Source organism: Mitsuaria sp. PDC51 (assembly GCF_900113225.1).
Taxonomy (GTDB): domain Bacteria; phylum Pseudomonadota; class Gammaproteobacteria; order Burkholderiales; family Burkholderiaceae_C; genus Roseateles.
Genome location: NZ_FOZE01000001.1, coordinates 2,291,891 through 2,312,793 on the forward strand (window position 1 = coordinate 2,291,891; position 20,903 = coordinate 2,312,793).

Annotated in this window: 14 protein-coding genes; 7 read left to right on the forward strand and 7 right to left on the reverse strand. The window is 70.9% G+C overall.

The window, feature by feature from the left end:
* Window positions 1–74 precede the first annotated feature (74 nt).
* Window positions 75–1,931, reverse strand: coding sequence for a sigma-54-dependent Fis family transcriptional regulator (locus tag BM393_RS09770; protein ID WP_091724580.1), 1,857 nt, complete (start codon window positions 1,929–1,931; stop codon window positions 75–77).
* Window positions 1,932–2,211: 280 nt separating this feature from the next.
* On the opposite strand from BM393_RS09770, the gene BM393_RS09775 reads away from it, so the two are divergent.
* The 7 genes from BM393_RS09775 (at window position 2,212) to BM393_RS09805 (ending at window position 12,375) form a co-directional block, all read left to right on the forward strand.
* On the forward strand, window positions 2,212–3,675 hold the full coding sequence (locus tag BM393_RS09775) for a benzaldehyde dehydrogenase (RefSeq protein ID WP_091724581.1): 1,464 nt from the start codon (window positions 2,212–2,214) through the stop codon (window positions 3,673–3,675).
* Between the two features lie 64 nt (window positions 3,676–3,739).
* Window positions 3,740–4,516 (forward strand): coniferyl-alcohol dehydrogenase, encoded by a 777-nt coding sequence (locus BM393_RS09780; RefSeq protein ID WP_091724582.1) that lies wholly within the window; start codon window positions 3,740–3,742, stop codon window positions 4,514–4,516.
* Window positions 4,517–4,563: 47 nt separating this feature from the next.
* On the forward strand, window positions 4,564–6,297 hold the full coding sequence (locus tag BM393_RS09785) for a DUF1302 domain-containing protein (protein WP_091724583.1): 1,734 nt from the start codon (window positions 4,564–4,566) through the stop codon (window positions 6,295–6,297).
* 20 nt (window positions 6,298–6,317) lie between these two features.
* Window positions 6,318–7,700, forward strand: coding sequence for a DUF1329 domain-containing protein (locus tag BM393_RS09790; protein WP_091724584.1), 1,383 nt, complete (start codon window positions 6,318–6,320; stop codon window positions 7,698–7,700).
* On the forward strand, window positions 7,700–8,854 hold the full coding sequence (locus BM393_RS09795) for a YCF48-related protein (RefSeq protein WP_254783317.1): 1,155 nt from the start codon (window positions 7,700–7,702) through the stop codon (window positions 8,852–8,854). The genes BM393_RS09790 and BM393_RS09795 overlap by 1 nt, the downstream gene beginning before the upstream one ends.
* 20 nt (window positions 8,855–8,874) lie before the next feature.
* Complete coding sequence (locus BM393_RS09800) at window positions 8,875–11,403, forward strand: RND family transporter (RefSeq protein WP_091724586.1); 2,529 nt, start codon at window positions 8,875–8,877, stop codon at window positions 11,401–11,403.
* 42 nt (window positions 11,404–11,445) lie between these two features.
* The gene (locus BM393_RS09805) at window positions 11,446–12,375 is read left to right on the forward strand and encodes an alpha/beta hydrolase (RefSeq protein ID WP_091724587.1); all 930 of its coding nucleotides are present in this window, start codon (window positions 11,446–11,448) and stop codon (window positions 12,373–12,375) included.
* Between the two features lie 119 nt (window positions 12,376–12,494).
* On the opposite strand, the gene BM393_RS09810 is transcribed toward BM393_RS09805, so the two are convergent.
* The 6 genes from BM393_RS09810 to BM393_RS09835 all read right to left on the reverse strand — a co-directional run bounded on the left by BM393_RS09810 (window position 12,495) and on the right by BM393_RS09835 (window position 20,815).
* Complete coding sequence (locus BM393_RS09810; RefSeq protein ID WP_175538265.1) at window positions 12,495–12,947, reverse strand: MarR family winged helix-turn-helix transcriptional regulator; 453 nt, start codon at window positions 12,945–12,947, stop codon at window positions 12,495–12,497.
* A gap of 76 nt (window positions 12,948–13,023) precedes the next feature.
* Window positions 13,024–13,953, reverse strand: coding sequence for a carbohydrate kinase (locus tag BM393_RS09815; RefSeq protein WP_091724589.1), 930 nt, complete (start codon window positions 13,951–13,953; stop codon window positions 13,024–13,026).
* On the reverse strand, window positions 13,946–15,196 hold the full coding sequence (locus BM393_RS09820) for an AGE family epimerase/isomerase (RefSeq protein WP_091724590.1): 1,251 nt from the start codon (window positions 15,194–15,196) through the stop codon (window positions 13,946–13,948). Before BM393_RS09820 ends, BM393_RS09815 begins: the two co-directional genes overlap by 8 nt.
* Before the next feature lie 172 nt (window positions 15,197–15,368).
* Complete coding sequence (locus tag BM393_RS09825; RefSeq protein WP_091724591.1) at window positions 15,369–17,417, reverse strand: beta-galactosidase; 2,049 nt, start codon at window positions 17,415–17,417, stop codon at window positions 15,369–15,371.
* Window positions 17,418–17,469: 52 nt separating this feature from the next.
* Window positions 17,470–19,122 (reverse strand): alpha-L-fucosidase, encoded by a 1,653-nt coding sequence (locus BM393_RS09830; RefSeq protein WP_091724592.1) that lies wholly within the window; start codon window positions 19,120–19,122, stop codon window positions 17,470–17,472.
* Between the two features lie 19 nt (window positions 19,123–19,141).
* Window positions 19,142–20,815, reverse strand: a complete 1,674-nt coding sequence (locus BM393_RS09835) for an alpha-L-fucosidase (protein ID WP_091724593.1) — start codon at window positions 20,813–20,815, stop codon at window positions 19,142–19,144.
* Between the last annotated feature and the right edge of the window lie 88 nt (window positions 20,816–20,903).

The window sequence follows — 20,903 nt, forward strand, 5'->3', positions numbered from 1 at the left end:
CGATGCCGCCGCCGGCCGTCAAGCGATGGATTGATTACTTAAATGAATTGATTGCCCCGACCAGATGCCGCGGCTCAGCCGGCAGGCGCCGGCGGCTGCGCCGCGCGCTGCAGCCGGTAGGCCAGCTGCGCGCGCGTGAGGCCCAGGCGGCGGGCAGCGGCGGCCAGGTTGCCGTGCTCGGCCTCGGTGGCCTCGCGCAGCAGTTGGCGCTCGATGGCGTCCAGCGCCACGTGGCCGGCGCTGCCGGGATGCAGCGCCTCACCGAGCAGGTCCAGCAGGCGCGGCGCGGGCGCGGCGCCCTTGCGCAGCGTGCCGTGCGCGCCGATGGCCAGCAGCGCCTCGTCGCTGAGCTGCTCGCGCCGGAACATGTGGGCCACGTCGATGGCCTGGCCGTCCTCGGCCGAGATGACGCCGCGCTCGACCAGGTTCTGCAGCTCGCGGATGTTGCCGGGGAAGGCGTAGTGCAGCATCGCCCGCACGGCGCGGGGCGTGAAGCCGGTCGGATGGCGGCCGTGCCGCTGGGCCTCGCGCCGCAGGAAATGCGCCATCAGCAGCGGGATGTCGTCGCGCCGCTCGCGCAGCGGCGGCAGGTGGATGGGGTAGACGTTGAGGCGGTAGTAGAGGTCTTCGCGGAAGCGCCCGGCATGCACCTCGGCCTGCAGGTCCACGTTGGTCGCGGCGACCACGCGGACATCGACCTCCATCACCCGCGTGCCGCCCACGCGCTCGATCTCGCCCTCCTGCAGCGCGCGCAGCAGCTTGCCCTGGCTGACCAGGCTCAGCGTGCCGATCTCGTCCAGGAACAGCGTGCCGCCGTGCGCGCGTTCGAAGCGACCGGGGCGCGACTGGCTGGCGCCGGTGAACGCGCCGCGCTCGACGCCGAAGAGCTCGCTCTCGATCAGCGTCTCCGGAATGGCGGCGCAGTTCACCGCCATGAAGGGCTCGGCCGCGCGCGGACTGATGCGATGCAGCCGGCGCGCGAAGGCCTCCTTGCCCACGCCCGACTCGCCGGTGAAGAGCACGGTGGCGCGCGTCGCGGCCACGCGCGCCAGCTGGTGGCAGGCGGAGTTGAAGGCGGAGGAGGCGCCGACGATGTCATGGCGTTCGGCCTGGCGGTCTGCGCGGCCTTCCGCGTGGCGTTCCGCGGGGGCTCCATCACGCTCGGCGGGCCGCTCGCCACGGGCGTCGGTCGGCGCGGCCGGCGACGACGGGGCGGGTTCCGCGGCGGCGTTGATGCGGCGGAAGTCCTTGGCCTCCAGGTAGCGCAGGTCCTCGCTGATGTCGCCCCAGGCCGCGGCATGGCGGCCGATCACGCGGCAGACGCTCGCGCCCATGGCGCGGCACTCCACCTCGCGGAAGATCACGAGCTGCCCGAACAGGCTGGTCACGTAGCCGGTGGCGTAGCCCACCTGCGACCAGCAGGCCGCCTCGGTGCCGATGCCGTAGGCGCTGATGTGCTCGTCGTCCTCGCTGGAGTGCTCCCAGAGGAACTCGCCCTCGTAGGTGCCGCGATCGATGTCGAAGTCGAAGGCCAGCGGCGTCACCTTCACCACGCCCTCGAGCGCATGCAGCCGCGTGCCGGCCATGAAGACGTTGGCTGCGTCGGCCTGCGGCCAGCGCTCGCGCACCAACTGCGCGTCGCGCGCGCCGGACACGTAGCCGGCCCGCGTGAGCAGGCCGCGCGCGCGCTCCAGGCCCAGCGTGTCGATCAGCTCGCGCCGCAGGTGCCCGACGGCGGAGCTGTGCAGCAGCAGCATGCGCTGGTCGTTGAGCCAGATGCGGCCGTCGCCGGGCGAGAAGAACAGCGACTCGGTCAGGTCGTCCATCGTCGGCTGCTGTGCCTCGACGAAGTGCCGGCTGTCGCCGCGGCGCAGCATCGCGCCGGTCTGGCGGGCCACTTCGGCCAGGGAGATGCGAGGCGGCTTGGTCATGGCTTGATCAATTGAGCAGGTCGACCGCGGGTCGGGTCCTCAAATTGTTTTCATTTCATAAATATCGATGACCCGGGATAACCCGTGACAGTGGCATTCACATTGAGGGCAGGGAAAGTCCCAGGGCGGGCGATGGTTTCACTCTGAAAACGATCCAGGACGGCGCATCGATGCACCGCGGCGGCGCGCCGCCCTGGCATGGCGCGGCACGGGCGTTGCACTGGAAGAGGGCGAGCGAACACCGGGTTCGTGCCTTTCAACCTCTTCAGCGTGGCCTGACATGACCTCTCGACCCTTCCTCGACCCCGCCCTGTGGCAGGAGCACGTGTACAGCGGTGGCTGGCGCGCCGCCGCCGAGTCCGCCGACCTGATCGAGCCCGCCACCGGCGCGGTGCTGACGCGCACCGGCGTTGCCGTGGCGGCCGACGTGGCGCCGGCCGCGCGCATCGCCGCGCAGGCGCAGGCGGGCTGGGCGGCCACACCGCCGCGCGAGCGCGCCGCCGTGTTCCTGCGCGCGGCGCAGCTGTTCCAGGATCACTTCGACGAGCTGGCGCTCTTCGTCACCCGCGAGAGCGGCGCCATCCTGCCCAAGGGCCAGCACGAGCTGCGCGAGGCCATCGCGTTCTGCCAGATCGCAGCCTCCATGCCGCTGCAGGCGCAGGGGCAGGTGCTGCCCAGCACGCCGGGGCGGCTGTCGGTCGCGCGGCGCGTGCCGCTCGGCGTGGTGGGGGTGATCTCGCCCTTCAACTTCCCGCTGGTGCTGACGCTGCGCGTGGTGGCGCCGGCACTGGCCGCGGGCAACGCCGTCGTCATCAAGCCCGACCCGCGCACGCCGGTCAGCGGCGGCTTCCTGATCGCCCGCGTCTTCGAGGCCGCCGGCCTGCCCGCCGGCCTGTTGCACGTGCTGCCGGGCGGCGCGGCCGTGGGCGAGGCGCTGGTCGAGGATCCGGCCATCGCGATGATCTCCTTCACCGGCTCGGTCGGCGTGGGGCGCCGCATCGGCGAGCTGGCGGGCCGCCATCTGAAGAAGGTCTCGCTGGAGCTGGGCGGGAGCAATGCGCTGGTCGTGCTCGACGACGCCGACCTCGACCTGGCCGCGAGCAACATCGCCTGGGGCGCCTGGCTGCATCAGGGCCAGATCTGCATGGCCAGCAACCGCGTGCTGGTGCACGAGGCCATCGCCCCCGCCATCACCGAGCGCCTGGTGGCCAAGGCCCGGCAGCTGCCGGTGGGCGACGGTGCCACCGGCCAGGTCGCGCTGGGGCCGCTGATCGATGAGCGCCAGCGCGACCGCGTGCACGCCGCGGTGCAGGCCAGCGTGCGGGCTGGCGCCCAGCTGCTGGCTGGCGGCACGTTCGATCGCCTCTTCTACAAACCCACCGTGCTGGCCGGCGTGCTGCCCGGCATGCCGACCTACGACCACGAGACCTTCGGCCCCGTCGTCAACCTGGTGACCTTCAAGACGGACGAGGAGGCCGTGGCGCTGGCCAACGACAGCCAGGGCGGGCTGGCGGCCGGCGTGATCTCGCGCTCGGTCGGTCGCGCACTGGCGCTGGGGCGGCAACTGCGCGCCGGCATGGTCCACATCAACGACCAGACGGTCAACGATGACGCGGTCAATCCCTTCGGCGGCCCCGGCATCGCGGGCAACGGCAACTCGCACGGCGGCCCCGGCGACTGGGAGCAGTTCAGCACCTGGCAGTGGCTGACCGTCAAGGACGCGCCGCCGCAGTTCCCGTTCTGACGCGCGCCGCGCGAGACGGCTCGGGCCCGCGGCAGCAGACAGACGACAACACAAGGAGACAAGCATGAACTTCCATGGCAAGACCATCGTCATCACCGGCGCGAGCTCCGGCATCGGCGCCGAGACCGCGCGCTTCCTGCGCCTGAAGGGCGCGCGCGTCATCGGCGTGGATCGCAACGAGCCCGCGCTGACGCTGGACGGCTTCATCAAGGCCGACCTGTCGGAGCAGGCCGCCATCGACGCCGCCTTCAAGCAGCTGCCCGAGCGTTTCGACGCGCTGTGCAACATCGCCGGCGTGCCCGGCACCGCGCCGGTGGACCTGGTGGCGCGGGTCAACTACCTCGGGCTGCGCCACCTGTGCACGCGCGCCATCGAGCGCCTTCCCCATGGGAATCACGGCGGCGCCATCGTCAACATCGCCTCCATCCTCGGCGCCGAATGGCCCGCGCGGCTGGACCTCCACAAGGCCCTGGCCGAGACGCCCAGCTTCGAGGCCGGCCTGGCCTTCCTCGCGAAGAAGCCGGTGGCGCAGGAGACCTGCTACCAGTACTTCAAGGAAGCGCTGATCGTCTGGACCGTCACGCAGTCGCAGAAGTGGTTCCTCGCGCATGGCGTGCGCATGAATTGCGTCGCGCCCGGTCCGGTGATGACGCCCATCCTGGGCGACTTCGTGCAGATGCTCGGCGAGGAGCGCGTGCAGAAGGACGCCCACCGCATCAAGCGCCCGGCGCTGGCGGACGAGGTCGCGCCCGTGATCGCCTTCCTGTGCGCCGACGAGTCGCGCTGGATCAGCGGCGTCAACCTGCCGGTCGACGGCGGGCTGGCCTCGACCTACCTCTGATTCATTCAAGCGGGCCGCCGAGCCCGCACCACCCTCGAGGAGACACCATGACCCGACCCACCCGCCTCGCGCTGGCGGTGGCGGCAGCTTTTGCCCTGCCGGCCGCCCACGCCTTCGACATCGACCTGCCCAGCAGCGACTACAAGGTGCGCCTGGACCTGACGCCCAAGTACAGCACCGCCGTGCGGCTCAAGAATCCGTCCGCCGCGCTGACGCGCCTGGACGTGGCGGTCGATCCCGGCACCGTCAACGAGGACGACGGCGACCACAACTTCAAGCGCGGACAGATCTCCAACCGCTTCGACCTGCTGGCCGAGCTCGACCTCACCAGCCAGAACTTCGGCGCGCGGCTCAGCGGCAACGCGTGGCGTGACGCGGTCTACCTGCGCAAGAACCGCTACGCCGGCACCGAGCTCTACGCCGGCGGCAACGACCTGGGCACCGCCGTCCCGACGTCCAACGGCTTCCCGGGCCAGGCCGCCAACGAGTTCCTCCCCGACACGCGCCGCCAGCACGGTCGCAGCGGCGAGTTCCTCGATGCCTTCGTCTACTTCAAGGGCGAGATCGCCGGCATGAAGGGCACCGTGCGCGTCGGACGCCACACGCTGCAATGGGGCGAGAGCCTGTTCTTCGGCCAGAACGGCATCGCCAACGCGCAAGGGCCGGTTGACGTGGCCAAGATCATGTCGGTGCCCGGCTGGCAGTTCAAGGAAGTGCTGCTGCCGGTGGAGCAGGTGTCGGGCTCGCTGCAGATCGCCGAGGGCCTCTCGCTGGGCGCCTACTACCAGCTCAAGTGGCGGCCGAGCAAGATCCCCGGCGTCGGCAGCTACTTCTCCAACCAGGACTACGTCGGCACCGGTACCGTCAACTTCGGCCAGGCGCCCGACGGCAGTCCCATCCTGCTGACCTACGACAGGAGCCGCGACCTGCGGCCGCGCGACTCGGGGCAGGGCGGCGTGCAGCTGCGCATCAGCCCGACCGGCAGCGACTACGAGTTCGGCCTCTACGCCGCGCAGTACCACGACAAGACGCCCGCCGTGCCGGTGTTCGACTTCGTCAACGGCAATGTGCATCTGGCCTATGGCGACGACATCCGCACCCTCGGCGCGAGCGTCACCTCGTCGATCGGCCAGTTGAACTGGGCCGTCGAGGGCTCGCTGCGCTGGAATGCGCCGCTGAACAGCGATCCCGCCGTGCTCGGCCTGGGCCCGGTGCTGAGCTGCGGTGGCAGCGACGCGCCGTGCTTCGCGGTGGGCCGCACCGCCCATCTGCAGGCCTCGGGCATCTACGTGCTGCAGCCGGGCGCGCTGTGGCAGGGCGGGGCGCTGCTGGCCGAGCTGGCCTACAACCGCCGGCTCAGCGTGACCAAGGACATCTTCGCCGCCAGCAACGGCGCGAGCCAGGGCATCGGCGGGCTGGACCCGAACACCACCAAGGGCGCCTTCGCCTTGCGCGTGCTCTTCGAGCCGCAGTACTTCCAGGTGCTGCCGGGGCTGGACCTTTCGGTGCCCCTCGGCCTGGGCTGGAACTTCGGCGGCCGGTCCTCGGCCATCGCCAACTTCGCCGGCGGCGCGTCCAAGGCCGGTGACTACAGCATCGGGCTCAAGGGCAAGTACCAGAACGCCTGGAACGTCGCGCTGACCTACAGCGATTTCTTCGGCACCGCCAGGACCTTCACCGAGACCCTCGTCGCCGGCAGCGGCTCGCCGCGCCAGCTCACCTTCGGCCAGACGCTGCGCGACCGCGCCTACGTCAGCCTTGCCGTCTCGCGCACCTTCTGACGCCACACGAAAGACCTCCCATGAATCGCATCCCTCTCCCGGCGCGCGTCTTCGCCGCCACCGCTGCTTCCGCTGCCGCGGTCGCCATGCTGTTGTCCGCTCCCGCGCTCGCCGCCGTCACGGCCGAGGAGGCCGCCCGGCTCAAGACCACGCTGACCCCGCTGGGCGCCGAGCGCGGCGCCAACAAGGACGGCAGCATCCCTGCCTGGGACGGCGGCATGACCAAGGCGCCCGCGGGCTTCAAGGCCGGCGACGCCCGGCCCGATCCCTTCCCGGGCGAGAAGCCGCTTTATGCGATCAGCGCGAAGAACATGGCCCAGTACGAGGCCAAACTCAGCGACGGCGTGAAGGCGCTGATGAAGAAGTACCCCGACTTCCGCATCGAGGTCTACCCGACCCACCGCACCGCCGCCGCGCCGCAATGGGTCTACGACAACACCTTCAAGAACGCGACGCGGGCCAAGCTGGTCGATAACGGTCACGGCACCGAGGGCGCCTATGGCGGTACGCCGTTCCCCATTCCCAAGGATGGCTACGAGGTGTTCCAGAACCATCGCCTGGCGTGGACCGGCACCTACATCCAGGCGCCGGTGCGCGTGTGGGTCGTGACAGCGGACGGCAAGCGCGCGATGGCCTCCGGCGGCACGCAGAGCTTCCGCAAGCAGTTCTACGACCCCGAAGGCAGCCTCGAGAAATTCGACGGCTACTACCAGCTCGGCAAGTTCGCGGTCAGCGAGCCGGGCTCCAAGACCGGCGAGGCCATCCTCGCGCACGACAACCTGAACGCGAGCAACCCGCGCGGCCTGTGGCAGTACCTGGTGGGGCAGCGCCGCGTGCGCAAGGCGCCGTCGGTGGCCTATGACACGCCGGACTCGGTGACCTCGGGCATCGGCTTGTTCGATGAAGCCTTCAACCTCTTCGGCCCGATCGACAAGCACACGCTCAAGCTGGTGGGCAAGCGCGAGCTCTACATCCCCTACAACAACAACCGCGCGGCCTCGGCCAAGGTGGCCGACCTGGTGACACCGGGCACGCTCAATCCGAGCCTGGTGCGCTGGGAGCTGCACCGCGTCTGGGAGGTCGAGGCGACGCTCGCCGAGGGCAAGCGCCACGTGGTGCCCAAGCGCAAGTACTACATCGACGAGGACAGCTGGCAGATCATCCTGTTCGACGGCTGGGACGCCAAGGGCGACCTCTGGCGCACCAACTACACGCTGACGCTTCTGGCGCCGGACATCCCGGCCCTGGTCGGCAACATGTACTGGGGCGGCTACGACCTGCAGACCGGCGCCTACTACCTGAACATGGCCAGCAACGAGCTGCCCAGCCAGTACAAGGTCGTCGCGCCGCTGCCGCGCAGCTTCTTCAGCCCCGAGGAGCTGGCCAACGAAGGAGCGCGGTGATGCGGGGGCCGGCAGTCCTGATGCTGGCCTGCGCCGTCGCGGCGACGGCGGCCGCGACGGCGCCCGAGCCGGGCGCACCGCCCGCGGCCACCGTGTCTCCCGCAGTGGCTGGGTCTCCGGCAATGGCCAGTCCGTCCGCGGCGGGTGCTCCTGCCGCGCCGGCCGTGCCCGCCGTGCCGGCTGCGCTGACCGAGCCGGCCCTGATCAGCCCCAAGGCGCTGGGCGCGTCCACGCTGGCCGTGGCACGCGCCGGCGATCGCCTGGTGGCGGCCGGCGAGCGCGGCACGGTGCTGTGGTCCGACGACGGCGGCAAGACCTGGCAGCAGGCCCGGGTGCCGGTGCGCGCGGGCCTGACGGCGCTGCGCTTCGTCGATGCCCGCATCGGGTGGGCCGTCGGCCACCTCGGCGTCATCCTGAAGACGGAGGACGGCGGCAAGACGTGGGCGCTGCAACTGGACGGACTGCGGGCGGCCCGGGCCCTGCTGGCCGCCGCGACCGATGACGCCAGCCGCCGCGCCGCGCAGCGCCTGGTGGAGGAGGGCGCCGACAAACCCTGGTTCGATCTGGAGGCAATCGACGCGCAGCGGGCCATCGCCGTCGGCGCCTACGGCCTGGCCATGGCCACGCGCGACGGCGGCCGGACGTGGGAGCCGCTGCCGCTGCGCGCGGTCAACCCGCGCGGCCTGCACCTGTACGGCGTGCGCGCCGTCGGCGGGCCTGGCGGCGCGTGGGTCATCGCCGGCGAGCAGGGCCTGCTGCTGCGCTCCAGCGACGATGGCGTCTCCTTCACCGCGCTGGCCTCGCCCTACAAGGGCAGCTTCTTCGGCCTGCTGTCCACGCGCAGCGGCGCGCTGCTGGCCTACGGCCTGCGCGGCAGCGTCTACCGCTCGGGCGATGCCGGGACGAGCTGGGACAAGGTCGAGTTCGGCACGCCGGTCAGCCTGCAGGCCGGCCTCGAGCGCGCCGACCGCGGCGAGCTCACGCTGCTGGCCCAGAACGGCGAGCTCTTCGTCAGCACCGACGACGGCCACCGCTTCACGCGCCGTCCCCCGCCCGCCGGGCCGCTGCCTGCCGCTGGCCTCGCCGCCGCCCCCGACGGCGCCTGGGTCATCGCCAGCCTGCGCGGTACCCGCCGCGCCTCACCCGCACCCTGATCCACTCCCTGACACCAACGATGCACGCCGCCACCGACCCAGCCGGCACCCCACCCGTGGTGACCCGGCTCGACGACTTCGACACCCGCTCCGGCTCCTGGGCCGAGCGGCTGCTCTTCAACCACCGGCCCTGGGTCATGCTGCTGTGCCTGCTGGCCACGCTGTGGCTGGGCCAGCAGGCCTTGCGGCTGACGCTCAACGCCAGCTTCGAGAAGACCATCCCGACCCAGCACCCCTACATCGTCAACTACCTGACGCACAAGGGCGACCTCGGCGGCCAGGGCAATGCGCTGCGCATCGTCGTCGAGGCCCGCCAGGGGACGATCTACGACAAGCGCTACCTCGACACGCTGCAGAAGATCAGCGACGAGGTCTACCTGATGCCGGGCGTGGACCGGCCCTTCATGAAGTCGCTGTGGACGGCCAACACGCGCTGGGTCGCGGTGACGGAGGAGGGGCTGGACGGCAACACCGTCATGGGCGACAGCTATGACGGCTCGCCCGAAGCGCTGGCCGAGGTCCGCGCCAATGTCGAGCGCTCGGGCGAGATCGGCCAGATCGTCGCCGGCGACGCGCGCTCCAGCATCGTCTTCGCGCCGCTGCTGGACGTGAATCCCAAGACCGGCCAGGCGCTGGACTACGGCGCGCTGGGCCGGCAGATCGAGGCGCTGCGCGCGAAGTACGACGGCGACGTCGTCACGCTGCACGTGACCGGCTTCGCCAAGGTCATGGGCGATCTCATCGAGGGGCTGCGCCAGGTGCTGGTGTTCTTCGGCGTGGCGCTGGTGATCTGCGCCGGCGTGCTGTGGGCCTACACCCGCTGCGTGCGCAGCACCGTGCTGGTCGTGGCCTGCTCGCTCATCGCCGTGGTGTGGCAGTTCGGGCTGCTGGCGCTGCTGGGCTACGCGCTGGATCCGTACTCGGTGCTGGTGCCCTTCCTGGTCTTCGCCATCGGCATGAGCCATGGGGCGCAGAAGATGAACGGGATCATGCAGGACGTGGGCCGCGGCACGCACCGCGTGGTCGCCGCGCGCTACACCTTCCGCCGCCTCTTCGTCGCGGGCCTGACCGCGCTGCTGTGCGATGCGGTCGGCTTCGCCGTGCTGGCGCTGATCAAGATCCAGGCCATCCAGGACCTGGCGCTGGTGGCCAGCATCGGCGTGGCGGTGCTGATCTTCACCAACCTCGTGCTGCTGCCCATCCTGCTGTCCTACGTCGGCGTGAGCCCGGCGGCCGCCCGGCGCAGCCTGCGCGACGACCCCGCGTTCAATCCCGCCGCGGGCAATTCGGGCCTGTGGCGCCTGCTCGACCGCTTCACGCAACGCGGCCCGGCGCTGATGGCGCTTGGTGTTTCGGCGGTGCTGGCCGTGGCGGGTTATGCGGTCAGCACGCGGCTGCATGTCGGTGACCTCGACCCCGGCGCGCCCGAGCTGCGCGCGGACTCGCGCTACAACCGCGACAACGACTACGTCACCCGGCACTACGCCGCCTCCAGCGACATCCTGGTGGTGATGGTCGCCACGCCCGAGGACCAGTGCACGCGCTACGGCACGCTGGCCAAGGTCGACCAGCTCGCCTGGCGGCTGGAGCAGCTGCCCGGCGTGGAGTCCACCAACTCCATGGCGGCGCTCTCCAAGCTCGCGATGGTGGGCTACAACGAGGGCCAGCTGAAGTGGTACGAACTCATCCCCAATGACAGCGCGCTCGGCGGCGTGCAGACCCGCGCGCCGCGCGAGCTGTTCAACCAGGGCTGCTCCTTCCTCTCGCTGTACGTCTACCTGAAGGACCACAAGGCCGAGACGCTGACCAGCGTCGTCGACACGGTCGAGGCCTTCATCGCCGCCAACTCCACCAACGCAACGGCACCGAGTGGTGGCGCCGGGCCGTCCGGGACAGCGGCTGCGCCCTCCGAGCGCTTCATGCTGGCCGCCGGCTCGGCCGGCATCGCCGCGGCCACCAACATCGTCGTCCAGCAGGCGATGCGGGAGATGCTGTGGTGGGTCTACGGCGCCGTCGTCGTGCTGTGCTGGGTGACCTTCCGCTCCTGGCGGGCGGTGGTGGTGGCGGTGCTGCCGCTGGTGCTGACCTCCATCCTGTGCGAGGCGCTGATGGTGGGCCTGGGCATGGGGGTCAAGGTCGCCACGCTGCCGGTGATCGCGCTGGGCGTGGGCATCGGCGTGGACTACGCGCTCTACGTGCTCAGCGTCATGCTGGCCCGGCTGCGCGCCGGCGAGAGCCTCTCGGCGGCCTACCTGCACGCGCTGCAGTTCACCGGGCGGGTGGTGATGCTCACCGGCGTGACCCTCGCGCTCGCGGTGGGCACCTGGGCGCTGTCCCCCATCAAGTTCCAGGCCGACATGGGCCTCCTGCTGGCCTTCATGTTTGTCTGGAACATGGTCGGCGCGCTGGTGCTGCTGCCGGCGCTGGCCCACTGGCTGCTCAAGCCGACCGGCACGGCCACCCACGCCGCCAAGGCGAACGGCAACACGCCCACCACCAGCGGCGCGGCCACCACCAGCGGCGCGGCCAGCACGGCCGGGCCCGCCTGACACGACGCCTCACCTCACCTCGATCGTCTTGAAGGAGACCCCATGCTCGACCTGCATCTGAAACACGTGCTCGCCCAGGCGGCCGGTGCGCCCGATCTCTGCGACCTGCCGCCCGACGCCTGCCGCAGCCTGTACCGGCAGATCTGCACGGCCGCCACCGTGCCGCCCGCCGACGTGGAGGTGACGCCGCACGAGGCCCGCTTCGGCGGCCAGGCCCTGCGGGTCCGCGTCTACCAGCCGCGCGGCGCTGCCGGTGCCTTGCCGGTGACGCTGTACTTCCACGGCGGTGGTTTCGTGCTGGGCGACCTCGACGCCTATGACGCGGTGTGCCGCCAGCTCTGCGCGGACAGCGGCGTCATGGTCGTCTCCGCCGCCTATCGCCTCGCGCCGGAGCATCCGTATCCCGCGGCCGTCGAGGACTGCTTCGCCGCGCTCGGCTGGGTCGCCGAGGCGATTCGCGGTTTCGGCGGCGACCCGGCCCGGCTGGCGGTGGCCGGCGACAGCGCCGGTGCCGCGCTGGCGGCGACCACGGCGCTGATGGCGCGCGATGCGGGCGGACCGGCGATCGCGTTCCAGCTGCTGGTCTATCCGCCGGCCGCCGGCGGCCACGACGGCGCCTATCCGTCCCGCGAGCGGCATGCCGCGGGGCCGACGTTGACGCGCCGGACGATGGACTACTTCAGCCGTCATTACTTCGGCCCCACGGCGAAGGCGCCCGACTGGCGCGGCGCGCCGCTGCTGGCGCCCAGCCTGGCCGGCCTGCCGCCCACGCTGCTGGTGCTCGCGGCCCATGACGCGCTGCGCGACGAGGCCATGGCCTACGGCGAGGCGCTCAGCGCGGCCGGCAATGCCGTCACCGTCGTCGAGTACCACGGCCTGGCGCATGGTGTCATCAGCATGGCCGGCGCCGTGCCGGCCGCGCGCCTGGCGCTCGCGCAGATGGCGCAGGCCTTGAAACAGGCGCTGGCCTGAGCGCGCCAGCGGGCGACGAGCGAAGGCCCTCGCAGGCGAGCACAGGCGAGCACGAAAGCGCGGCGAAGGCGAGGGCGCCCGAGCGCGCCCGAGCTGCCGTCTCGGCTGCCTCGGCCGCCTCAGCGGGCGACCTTGGCGAGCAGTTCCTGCAGCAGCAGGCGCTCGCCGCTGGTCAGCACCTGCTCGAGCGCCTGCTCGGAGTCCTGCAGCGCCGCGAGGCTCTTCTCGGCCAGCCGGGTGCCCGCGGGCGTGAGCCGCAGGTGCAGCGCGCGGCGGTCGTTGGCATCGCGCTCGCGCACGAGCCAGCCGCGTTCCTGCAACCGGTCCAGGATCAGCGTCATCTGCGGCGCCGGCACGCGCAGCAGGTCGCACAGCCGCTTCTGCGTGGTGGCGGGATTGGAGAAGATCAGCTGCAGCAGCGTGAACTCCACCGGCCTGAGTCCCAGCGGATCACCAACACCCTGAGCGAACAGCTGGTTGGTGGTGACCGCCGCGCGCGCGATGGCGTAGCCCAGCGTGTGGGCGAGGCGGGACTGGTCGAGGGGAGCGGATTTGTCGCGCGTCGAGCTCATGGGCGCGCAGCATAACTGCAGCCTTGCCGCGGCCCCTGGGTTCATGGCGGTTCATGGCGCGATGGCGGGCGCCGCGTCACGCGAGCGCCGCCCCGGCGCGCAGCTGCTCGTACAGACGATCGACGGCCTCCCGACTGGGCGGCGTGGCGCCGGCGTGCTGGCAGGCGGCCGAGCCGGCCGCCAGGGCCGCGTGCAGGTGATCCGGCAAGGCCCGGTCGGGATGGCTGGCGAGGCTGTGCAGCAGCCCGGCCACGCTCGCATCGCCGGCGCCGACGGTGTCGACCACGTCGACCCGGGGCGCCTGCGCGTCGCAGCGCTGTTCACCACGCAGCAGGCTCGCGCCGGCGCCGCCCCGGGTGAACAGGCACAGCGCCGACGGGTTCATCGCGCGCAGCTGACGCAGGGATTCGTCCGGCGCCACGCCGGGGAACAGCCCCAGCAGGTCCTCGTCGGACACCTTCACCAGATCGGCCAGCGCGGCCATGCGCCGCAGCGTCGGTGCGTAGGAGGCGTCCATCAGCGTGCGGTAGTTGGGGTCGTAGCTGATCGCCACGCCCTGGCGCTTCAGGCGCTCGGCCAGCGCCACCAACCGCTCGGCCAGCGGCTGGCGCGCCAGGCTGATGCCGCCGAAATGCGCCCAACGCAGCCCCTGCGACCAGCCGGCGGGCAGCGCCTGCTCGTCGAAGTGCAGGTCGGCGCTGTCGTTGCCGATGAAGAAGTAGGACGGCGGCTCGCCCCGCTCGACGACCGCGAGCAAGGGCGCGCGATCGACACGCTGCATCAGGCGCAGGTCCAGGCCGGCGGCTTCGCTGGCCCGCCACAGCGCGTCGCCGAAGTGGTCGCGGCTGACGGCGCCGGCAAAGGCGGTGGGCTCGCCCAGCGCCGCCAGCGCGCGCGCCACGTTCCACACCGAGCCTCCGACGCGGCTGACCCAGCGGTCCTCGCCCTGGTGCAGCAGGTCGGTCAGCGCCTCGCCGGCGCAGAGCATCGACGGCGCGTCATGCATGAGCGGCTGCTCCCATGGCCCGGACGATGTCGTAGCAGGCGCCCATCGTGTGGTAGTCGACCTTGCCCGCGGGGCTCTTCTCATCGCTGAGCTTGCGGTTCTCGCGGTCCAGGATGCGGTACCAGGCGCCGTGCGCGTGGTCGACGAAATGGGTCCAGCTGTAGGCCCAGAGCCGCTGGTACCAGTCCCAGTAGAAGGTCGCGTCGCCCTCGGTGCGGACCGCCAGCAGCGCCGCGGCGGCGGCGCTCTCGGCCTGCACCCAGAAATACTTGTCCGCGTCGCAGACGCTCAGGTCGGGCGCCAGCGAGTAATGCAGGCCGCCCTGCGCGCGGTCCCAGCCCTTGTCCATCGCGACCTTGAACAGGCGTTCGGCGGTGGGCAGCGCCCAGCTCAGGTCCGCCTCCAGCGCGTCACCGCGCGCTTGCAGCTGCAGCAGCAGCTTGGCCCACTCGGTGAGGTGGCCGGGCTGGTAGCCCCAGGGGCGAAACAGATGAGCCGGGTTGTCGATGTTGTATTGCCAGTCCGGTTGCCACTGCGTGTCGTAGTGCTCCCAGATCAGGCCGCCGCAGCGCTGGGCCTGGCGCTGGGTGATGTTGTAGGCCAGCTGGTGGGCGCGCTCGAGGTAGCGGCGCTCGCCGGTCGCGTCGAAGGCGGCCAGCAGGGCCTCGCAGGCATGCATGTTGGCGTTCTGGCCGCGGTACGGCGACAGCGCCGACCAGTCCGCGCTGGCCTCGTCCGCATACAGGCCGGCGGCCGCGTCCCAGAAGCGGCGCTCCATCAGCTCGAAGGTCTCCGCCAGCCAGGGGCGGGCTTCGTCCAGGCCGGCCATCACGGCATGGGCGTAGGCCAGCAGCACGAACGCATGCCCGTAGGCGTGGCGCGTGCCGTCGAGCACCTCGCGCCGGTCGGCGCGGCAGTCCAGCAGCCAGTGGTAGCCCTCCTGCGCCGTGTCCCGGTGCGCCTCGCGCAGGAAACGCAGCGCATGGCGCAGGCCTTCCAGATGAGCCGGATCGCCGAAGTGGCGGTAGGCCATCGCGTAGGTGAAGACGAAGCGGGTGCTGCTGACCAGATGGCGCTGATGCGCGTCGTAGACGGTGCCGTCGTCCTTGAAGAAGTGGTACATCCCGCCGCTGGGGTCGATGCAGCGCGGGTGATAGAAGTCCATGGTGCGGCGGGCATGCGCGAGCAGCACGGTCGGAGACCTGAAGTCGGGGAGGGCGGGAAGGTCGCGGGCGTTGGGCATGGTGAGGAAAGGTCCGTGGGGATCGCCGGCGCAACGCCGACGCCCCGGAGGGTTTGCGCGCCGTTATAGGGGGCGCGCCTCGCCACGGTCAATCTCGCCGGAGGGAATCGCCCCCAATTTCGCGACGTTTAGTAAACAAGCCGGGTTCCCGTCCGGCCGTTCCGTCCCGCGCTCACCGCTCCAGCAGGTCCGCGCCGCGCGCCTCCAGCCGCAGCGTGCCGTCGAAGCGCTTGCCGCTGAGCACGCCGTGCATCGCGCCGTCGATGGCCACGTCGACCGGCGCGTTGTTGGTGTTGACGTAGAGCACGCGGCCGTCGACCGCACGGGCGAAGACGCCGTCCGGCGTCTTGGGGCCGGCCGCGATGCCGAGCTCGGCCCGGAGCTGCCGCAGCAGCGGCCGCATGATCTGCGGCTGCGCCGGCGTGGCGACGTAGTACGCACTGCCCTTGCCGAAGCGGTTGACGGTGATGGCGGGCGGCGTGCCTTCCAGGTTGGTGAAGCGCGCCAGCACCTGCGCGCTGGAGGGCTCCAGCACCTCGTAATGCTCGACCGTGCCCTTGATCTCCTCGCCGCCGAGCGTCAGGGTGCCGGCCGCGTCGTAGAACTCGTTGGTGCGCAGGCCGAAGACATCGGTCAGCTGGCCCGGCAGCGGCGTGCTGTGCCACTGGTTGTTGTCGCCGACCTTGGCGGACTGGGCCGTCATCACCACCGTGCCGCCACCGGCCACGAACTGGCGCACCGCCTCGGTCGAGGCCTGGTCCAGCAGGTACATGCCGGGCAGGATGATCAGGCGGTAGCGGCTCAGGTCCTCGTAGGACAGCTTGATGATGGCGACGTCGACGTTGTCCTTGAGCAGCGGCTCGAAGGCGCCCTGCGCCTGCTTCAGGTAGGGCGTCTTGATGTACTGGCGCACCGTGTTGGACGGGCCGTTCGGGCTGGTGGCGTGGACGTTCTCGAACGAGTAGGCGATGGCCACCTGCGGCTCGACGCGGCGCGGGAAGCCGAGCTTCTCCAGCTTGGCGTAGTCCGCGGCGATGGCCGCCCATTCGGCGAGCTTCCAGGAGGGCCGGTCGTCATGGTCGATCAGGCCCATCAGCGCCTGCTCCTCGCCGCCGAGGTGGCTGTTGAAGGTCCAGGCCAGCGCGGCCTGGCCGCCCATCAGCAGCACGAAGTGGGCCCACATGCGCGACCAGCCCTTGCTGCCGTAGGAGCCGCCGCCGCCGGCGGCGAACTCGTTGAACCAGGTCGGCGTGCTCATGCCGCCCTTGATCATCGTGGCCTCCCAACCGCCATTGATCGCGTCGCCGGCATAGAAGCCCATCGCGCCATAGGTGGTGTGCCGGCGGTAGCTGCCCAGGAAATCGAATCCCTTGCGGCCCGACCAGTCCCAATAGTTGGACAGCACCGGCTTGTCGGGCAGGTTTTTCCGGCGTACTGCCTCGAGGTCGTCGAGCGTCGCGAGGGTCAGGTCGGACCAGAAGCGCCGCAGGTCCAGGTAGCGCTCGGCCGGACCGGGGCCGTCGGCATAGGGCAGGCGCACCTCGTCCCACTGGCCGATGCGGCGCGACCAGCGCTGCGTGGCCCAGGCCTTGTTCAGCGCCTCGAGGCTGCCGTAGCGCTGCTTGAGCCATGCGACAAAGCGCTGGCGGTCGGCTTCGGAATACGACATGAAGCCGTTGCCGATCTCGTTGTCGTAACCCACCGCGAGCAGGGCCGGGTGCCTGGCGTAGCGCTTGGTCAGCGTGTCGGCCATGCGGATGGCCAGGCGCCGGTAGTCCGGGTCGCCGATGTTGTCCATGTAGCGCTCGGCGGGGGCGAGGCGGGTGCCGGCCTGGTTGGTGATGTCCACGCCGGGATATTTGTGATGCAGCCACATCGGCGCCGGCAGGCCGGGAATGTCGAGGATGACCTTGATGCCGGCGGCATTCACGATGTCCATGACGGCATCGAAATGCCTGAAGTCGAACTTGCCATCGGTGGGCTCGAAATAGTCCCAGGACAGGTCGCCCATGCGGACGACCTTGAAGCCGGACTGCTTCATCAGCGCGACATCGCGCCTGACTTGCTCGAGCGTGCGGTCCACCGGCTGGTAGTTCACGCCGGCGAAGAGCTGGCCGGGGCCTGGCCAGTCGGGATGGCCCTCGGCGCTCTGGGCGCACGCGGAGGTCAGGGACGCCAGCGACAGCGCGCAGGCAATGAGGGTCTTCTTGAGAGCTTGCATGGTGAGCGGCTCGGCGAGAGCCCCTGTGGCTGGTTGGATGTCGCGGCGGAACTCAGGCCAGACCGCGACCGAACACCTTCAGCGCAATGGCCGGCGAGCCGGCCAATCCCTCCGGCACACGCACCTCCAGCCCCTGGCGGGTGCGCTTGAAGGGCAGGCTGCCCGCGGCGCCTACCACCTCGACGCGGTCGATGCTGCCGGGCGCGAAGGCCGAGTCCTGGGCCAGCGATTGGACGCGCATCACGCCGTCCTGCGGCCAGCCCAGCCCGATGGCATGGAGCGCGTCGCCCCGGGTGGTGAAGCGGATGTCCTGCGCGGTGAAAGGCGTCGCCGGCTGCTCGCTCATCGCGCCGCCCTTCACGACCGTCGGGCCCTCGCCGAAGCGTCGCCAGGGCCGCGTGCCGTGGATGGCCTCGCCGTGGCGCGCCATCCAGGCGGCAAGGCCCTCCAGCGTCTGGCGCTCGTCCGAGTCGATCGTGCCGTCCGCCTTGAGCGGCACCGACAGCAGCAGATTGCCGTTCTTGGACACGACGTCGCACAGGATGTGCAGCACCGTGGCGGCCGACTTGTACTGGTGGTTCTCGAAGACGCTGCGGCTGTAGTGCCAGTCGCCGATGCAGGTGTCGGTCTGCCAGGGGTGGGGCTGGATGTCGTCGCGCGAGCCGCGTTCGACGTCCTCCACCACGGCGAGGCGGCGATCTCCCTGCAGGCCCTTGGTGTTCAGCACCGCTTCCAGCCGGCCGCCATGCCAGGCCCGGCTGGCGTTGTAGAAGTGGGCGGCGATGTCCATCCCCGCCTGGCCCAGCGGAAGGCCGTCGTTGTCGAAGTACAGCAGGTCCGGCCGGTAGCGGTCGATGAGGTCGCGGCAGCGCAGGAACCAGCGCCGCGTGAAGGCCGGGTTGTGCGCCGGTGGCGGCACGTGCCACACGCCGTCGTTGGCGGCATGCCACTCGGCCGCCGCCTTGGCGTCGGTGAACCCATCGGGGATGACCATGTTGCGGCCGGTGTACAGGTCCTGCGGATCCAGTCCCTCCCACCACGTGCCCTTGCCGTCGGCCACGGTGAGGCGGAAGGCGTCGTAGCGCTGGCCGGCCAGCGGTCCTTGCGCGTCATAGCCGTAGGCGGTCTGGAACCAGTGCCAGGCGTTGCCCGAGTGGTTGCTGACGCCGAAGCGCAGGCCGCGCCGGCGGGCCGCCTCGGCCCACAGGCCGACCAGGTCCCGTCTGGGGCCGATGCGCGTGCTGTTCCAGCCGTGGTATTTCGACTCGTAGTTGTCGAAGTTGTCGTGGTGGTTGGCCAGGGCCACGAAGTACTTCGCGCCGGCCCGGACGTACAGGTCCAGCAGGGCGCCGGGATCCCAGTTCTCGGCCCGCCAGCGATGGTTCATCTCCATGAAGCCGACCTGGGTCGGATGACCATAGGTCTTCAGGTGATGCGCGTACTGGGCATGGCCCTGGAGGTACATGTTGCGGGCGTACCAGTCGCCCGCCTCGGGCACGCACTGCGCGGTCCAGTGGGCCCAGATGCCGAACTTGGCATCGCGGAACCAGTCCGGCGCGCGGTAGCCGCCGATGAGCGACTCCCAGTCCGGCGTGAAGGCAGGCGCAGCGGCATGGACCCGCGCCGACGCCAGCGCGCCGGCCGCGGCCGTGGCCTGGAGAAGGGATCGGCGCGTCAACGCGGCGCCGGTCTTGCCTGCGTGCATGTGAGGACTCCAAGCGTGATCAAACCAGCCCCTGGCCCTGGATCTTCAGCGCGATGGCTGCCGAGCCGGCCAGGCCCTCCGGCACGCGCACCTCCAGCGCCTTGGCCGTGCGCGAGAAGCTCAGCGGCTGCGCGGCGCCCAGCGCCTCGACGCGCTCGATCGCCCCGGGCGCCAGCGCCGAATCCTGGGCCAGGGCCGTGAGGCGCAGCACGCCGCTCTCCGGCCAGCCCAGGGCGATGGCGTACAGCGCGCCGTCCTTGGTCGTGTAGCGGATGTCCTGCGCGCCGAAGGCCATGGGCTGGCCTTCCTCGGCATCGGCGCGGACGCGGGTGGGGCCTTCGCCGTAGCGGCGCCACGGGCGCGTGCCGTGGATGGCCTCGGCGTTGCGCCCCATCCATTCGGCGAGGTCGGCCAGGATCTTGCGCTCGTCGGCATCGAGCGTGCCGTCGCCGCGCAGCGGCACCGACAGCAGCAGGTTGCCGTTCTTGGCGACGATGTCGCACAGCCGGTGGATGACCGCGGCGGCCGGCTTGTACTGGTGGCCCTCGTAGATCCAGCGGTTGTAGTGCCATTCGCCGATGCAGGTGTCGGTCTGCCACGGCAGGGGCTCGATGCCCTCCCGGAACCCGCGTTCGGTGTCCTCCACCAGACCGGCACGGCGCTCGGGCGGCAGGAACTTGGCGTTGACCACGGCCTCGAGCCTGCCGCCGTGCCAGGCCATGCTGGCGTTGTAGAAGTGGGCCGTGATGTCCAGCCCGGCCTGCCCCAGCGGCAGGCCGTAGTTGTCGAAGTACAGCAGGTCGGGGCGGTAGCTGTCGACCAGGTCGCGGCAGCGCAGGAACCACTGGCGGGTGAATGCGGGGTTCCCGGCGGGCGGATCCTCGTTCCAGATGCGGTCGTTGGCCTCGTGCCAGTCCTGGGCCGCCTTGATGCTGGTGATGCCGTCGGGAATCACCATGTTGGGGCCGGTGTACAGCTCCTGCGGGTCCAGGCCTTCCCACCACTGGCCCTTGCCGTCGGCCTTCCTGAGGCGGAAGGCGTCGTAGCGCTGGCCGGCCAGCGGGCCTTCGGCGTCATAGCCGTAGGCCGGCTGCAGCCAGTGCCAGGCGTGCGCCGAATGGTTGCTGACGCCGAAGCGCAGGCCCCGCCGGCGGGCCGCCTTGGCCCAGATGCCGACGATGTCGCGCCGGGGGCCGACGCGCACGCTGTTCCAGCCGTGGTACTTCGAGTCGTAGGCATCGAAGTTGTCGTGGTGGTTGGCGAGCGCCACGAAGTACTTCGCGCCCGCCTTCACGTACAGGTCCATCAGCTCCTCCGGCTGCCAGTGCTCGGCCTTCCAGCGGTTCTGGATCTCCATGAAGCCGACCTTGGACGGATGGCCATAGGTCTTCACGTGATGGTCGTAGTGGCCATGGCCCTGCAGGTACATGCTGCGCGCGTACCAGTCGCCCACCTCGGGCACGCACTGCGCGCTCCAGTGGGCCCAGATGCCGAACTTGGCGTCGCGGAACCAGTCCGGCGCGCGGTAGCCGCCGACCAGCGAGTCCCAGGTCGGCGCGAACGCCGCAGGCGCGGCAGGAGCGGCCGGGGCGGCATGGACATGCGGTGCCGCCAGCGCACCGGCGGCGGCCGAGGCCTGGAGGAACGAGCGGCGTGTCCAGTCCGCGCCAAGGGTCTTCTTGGGTGCTTGCATCGGGGCGTGGTGAAGGTGAGAGATGACGGGCAACGCTGGAACACAGCGCTGGCGGGGCTCGACGAGCGGTGAGGATCGGCGTCGGTCG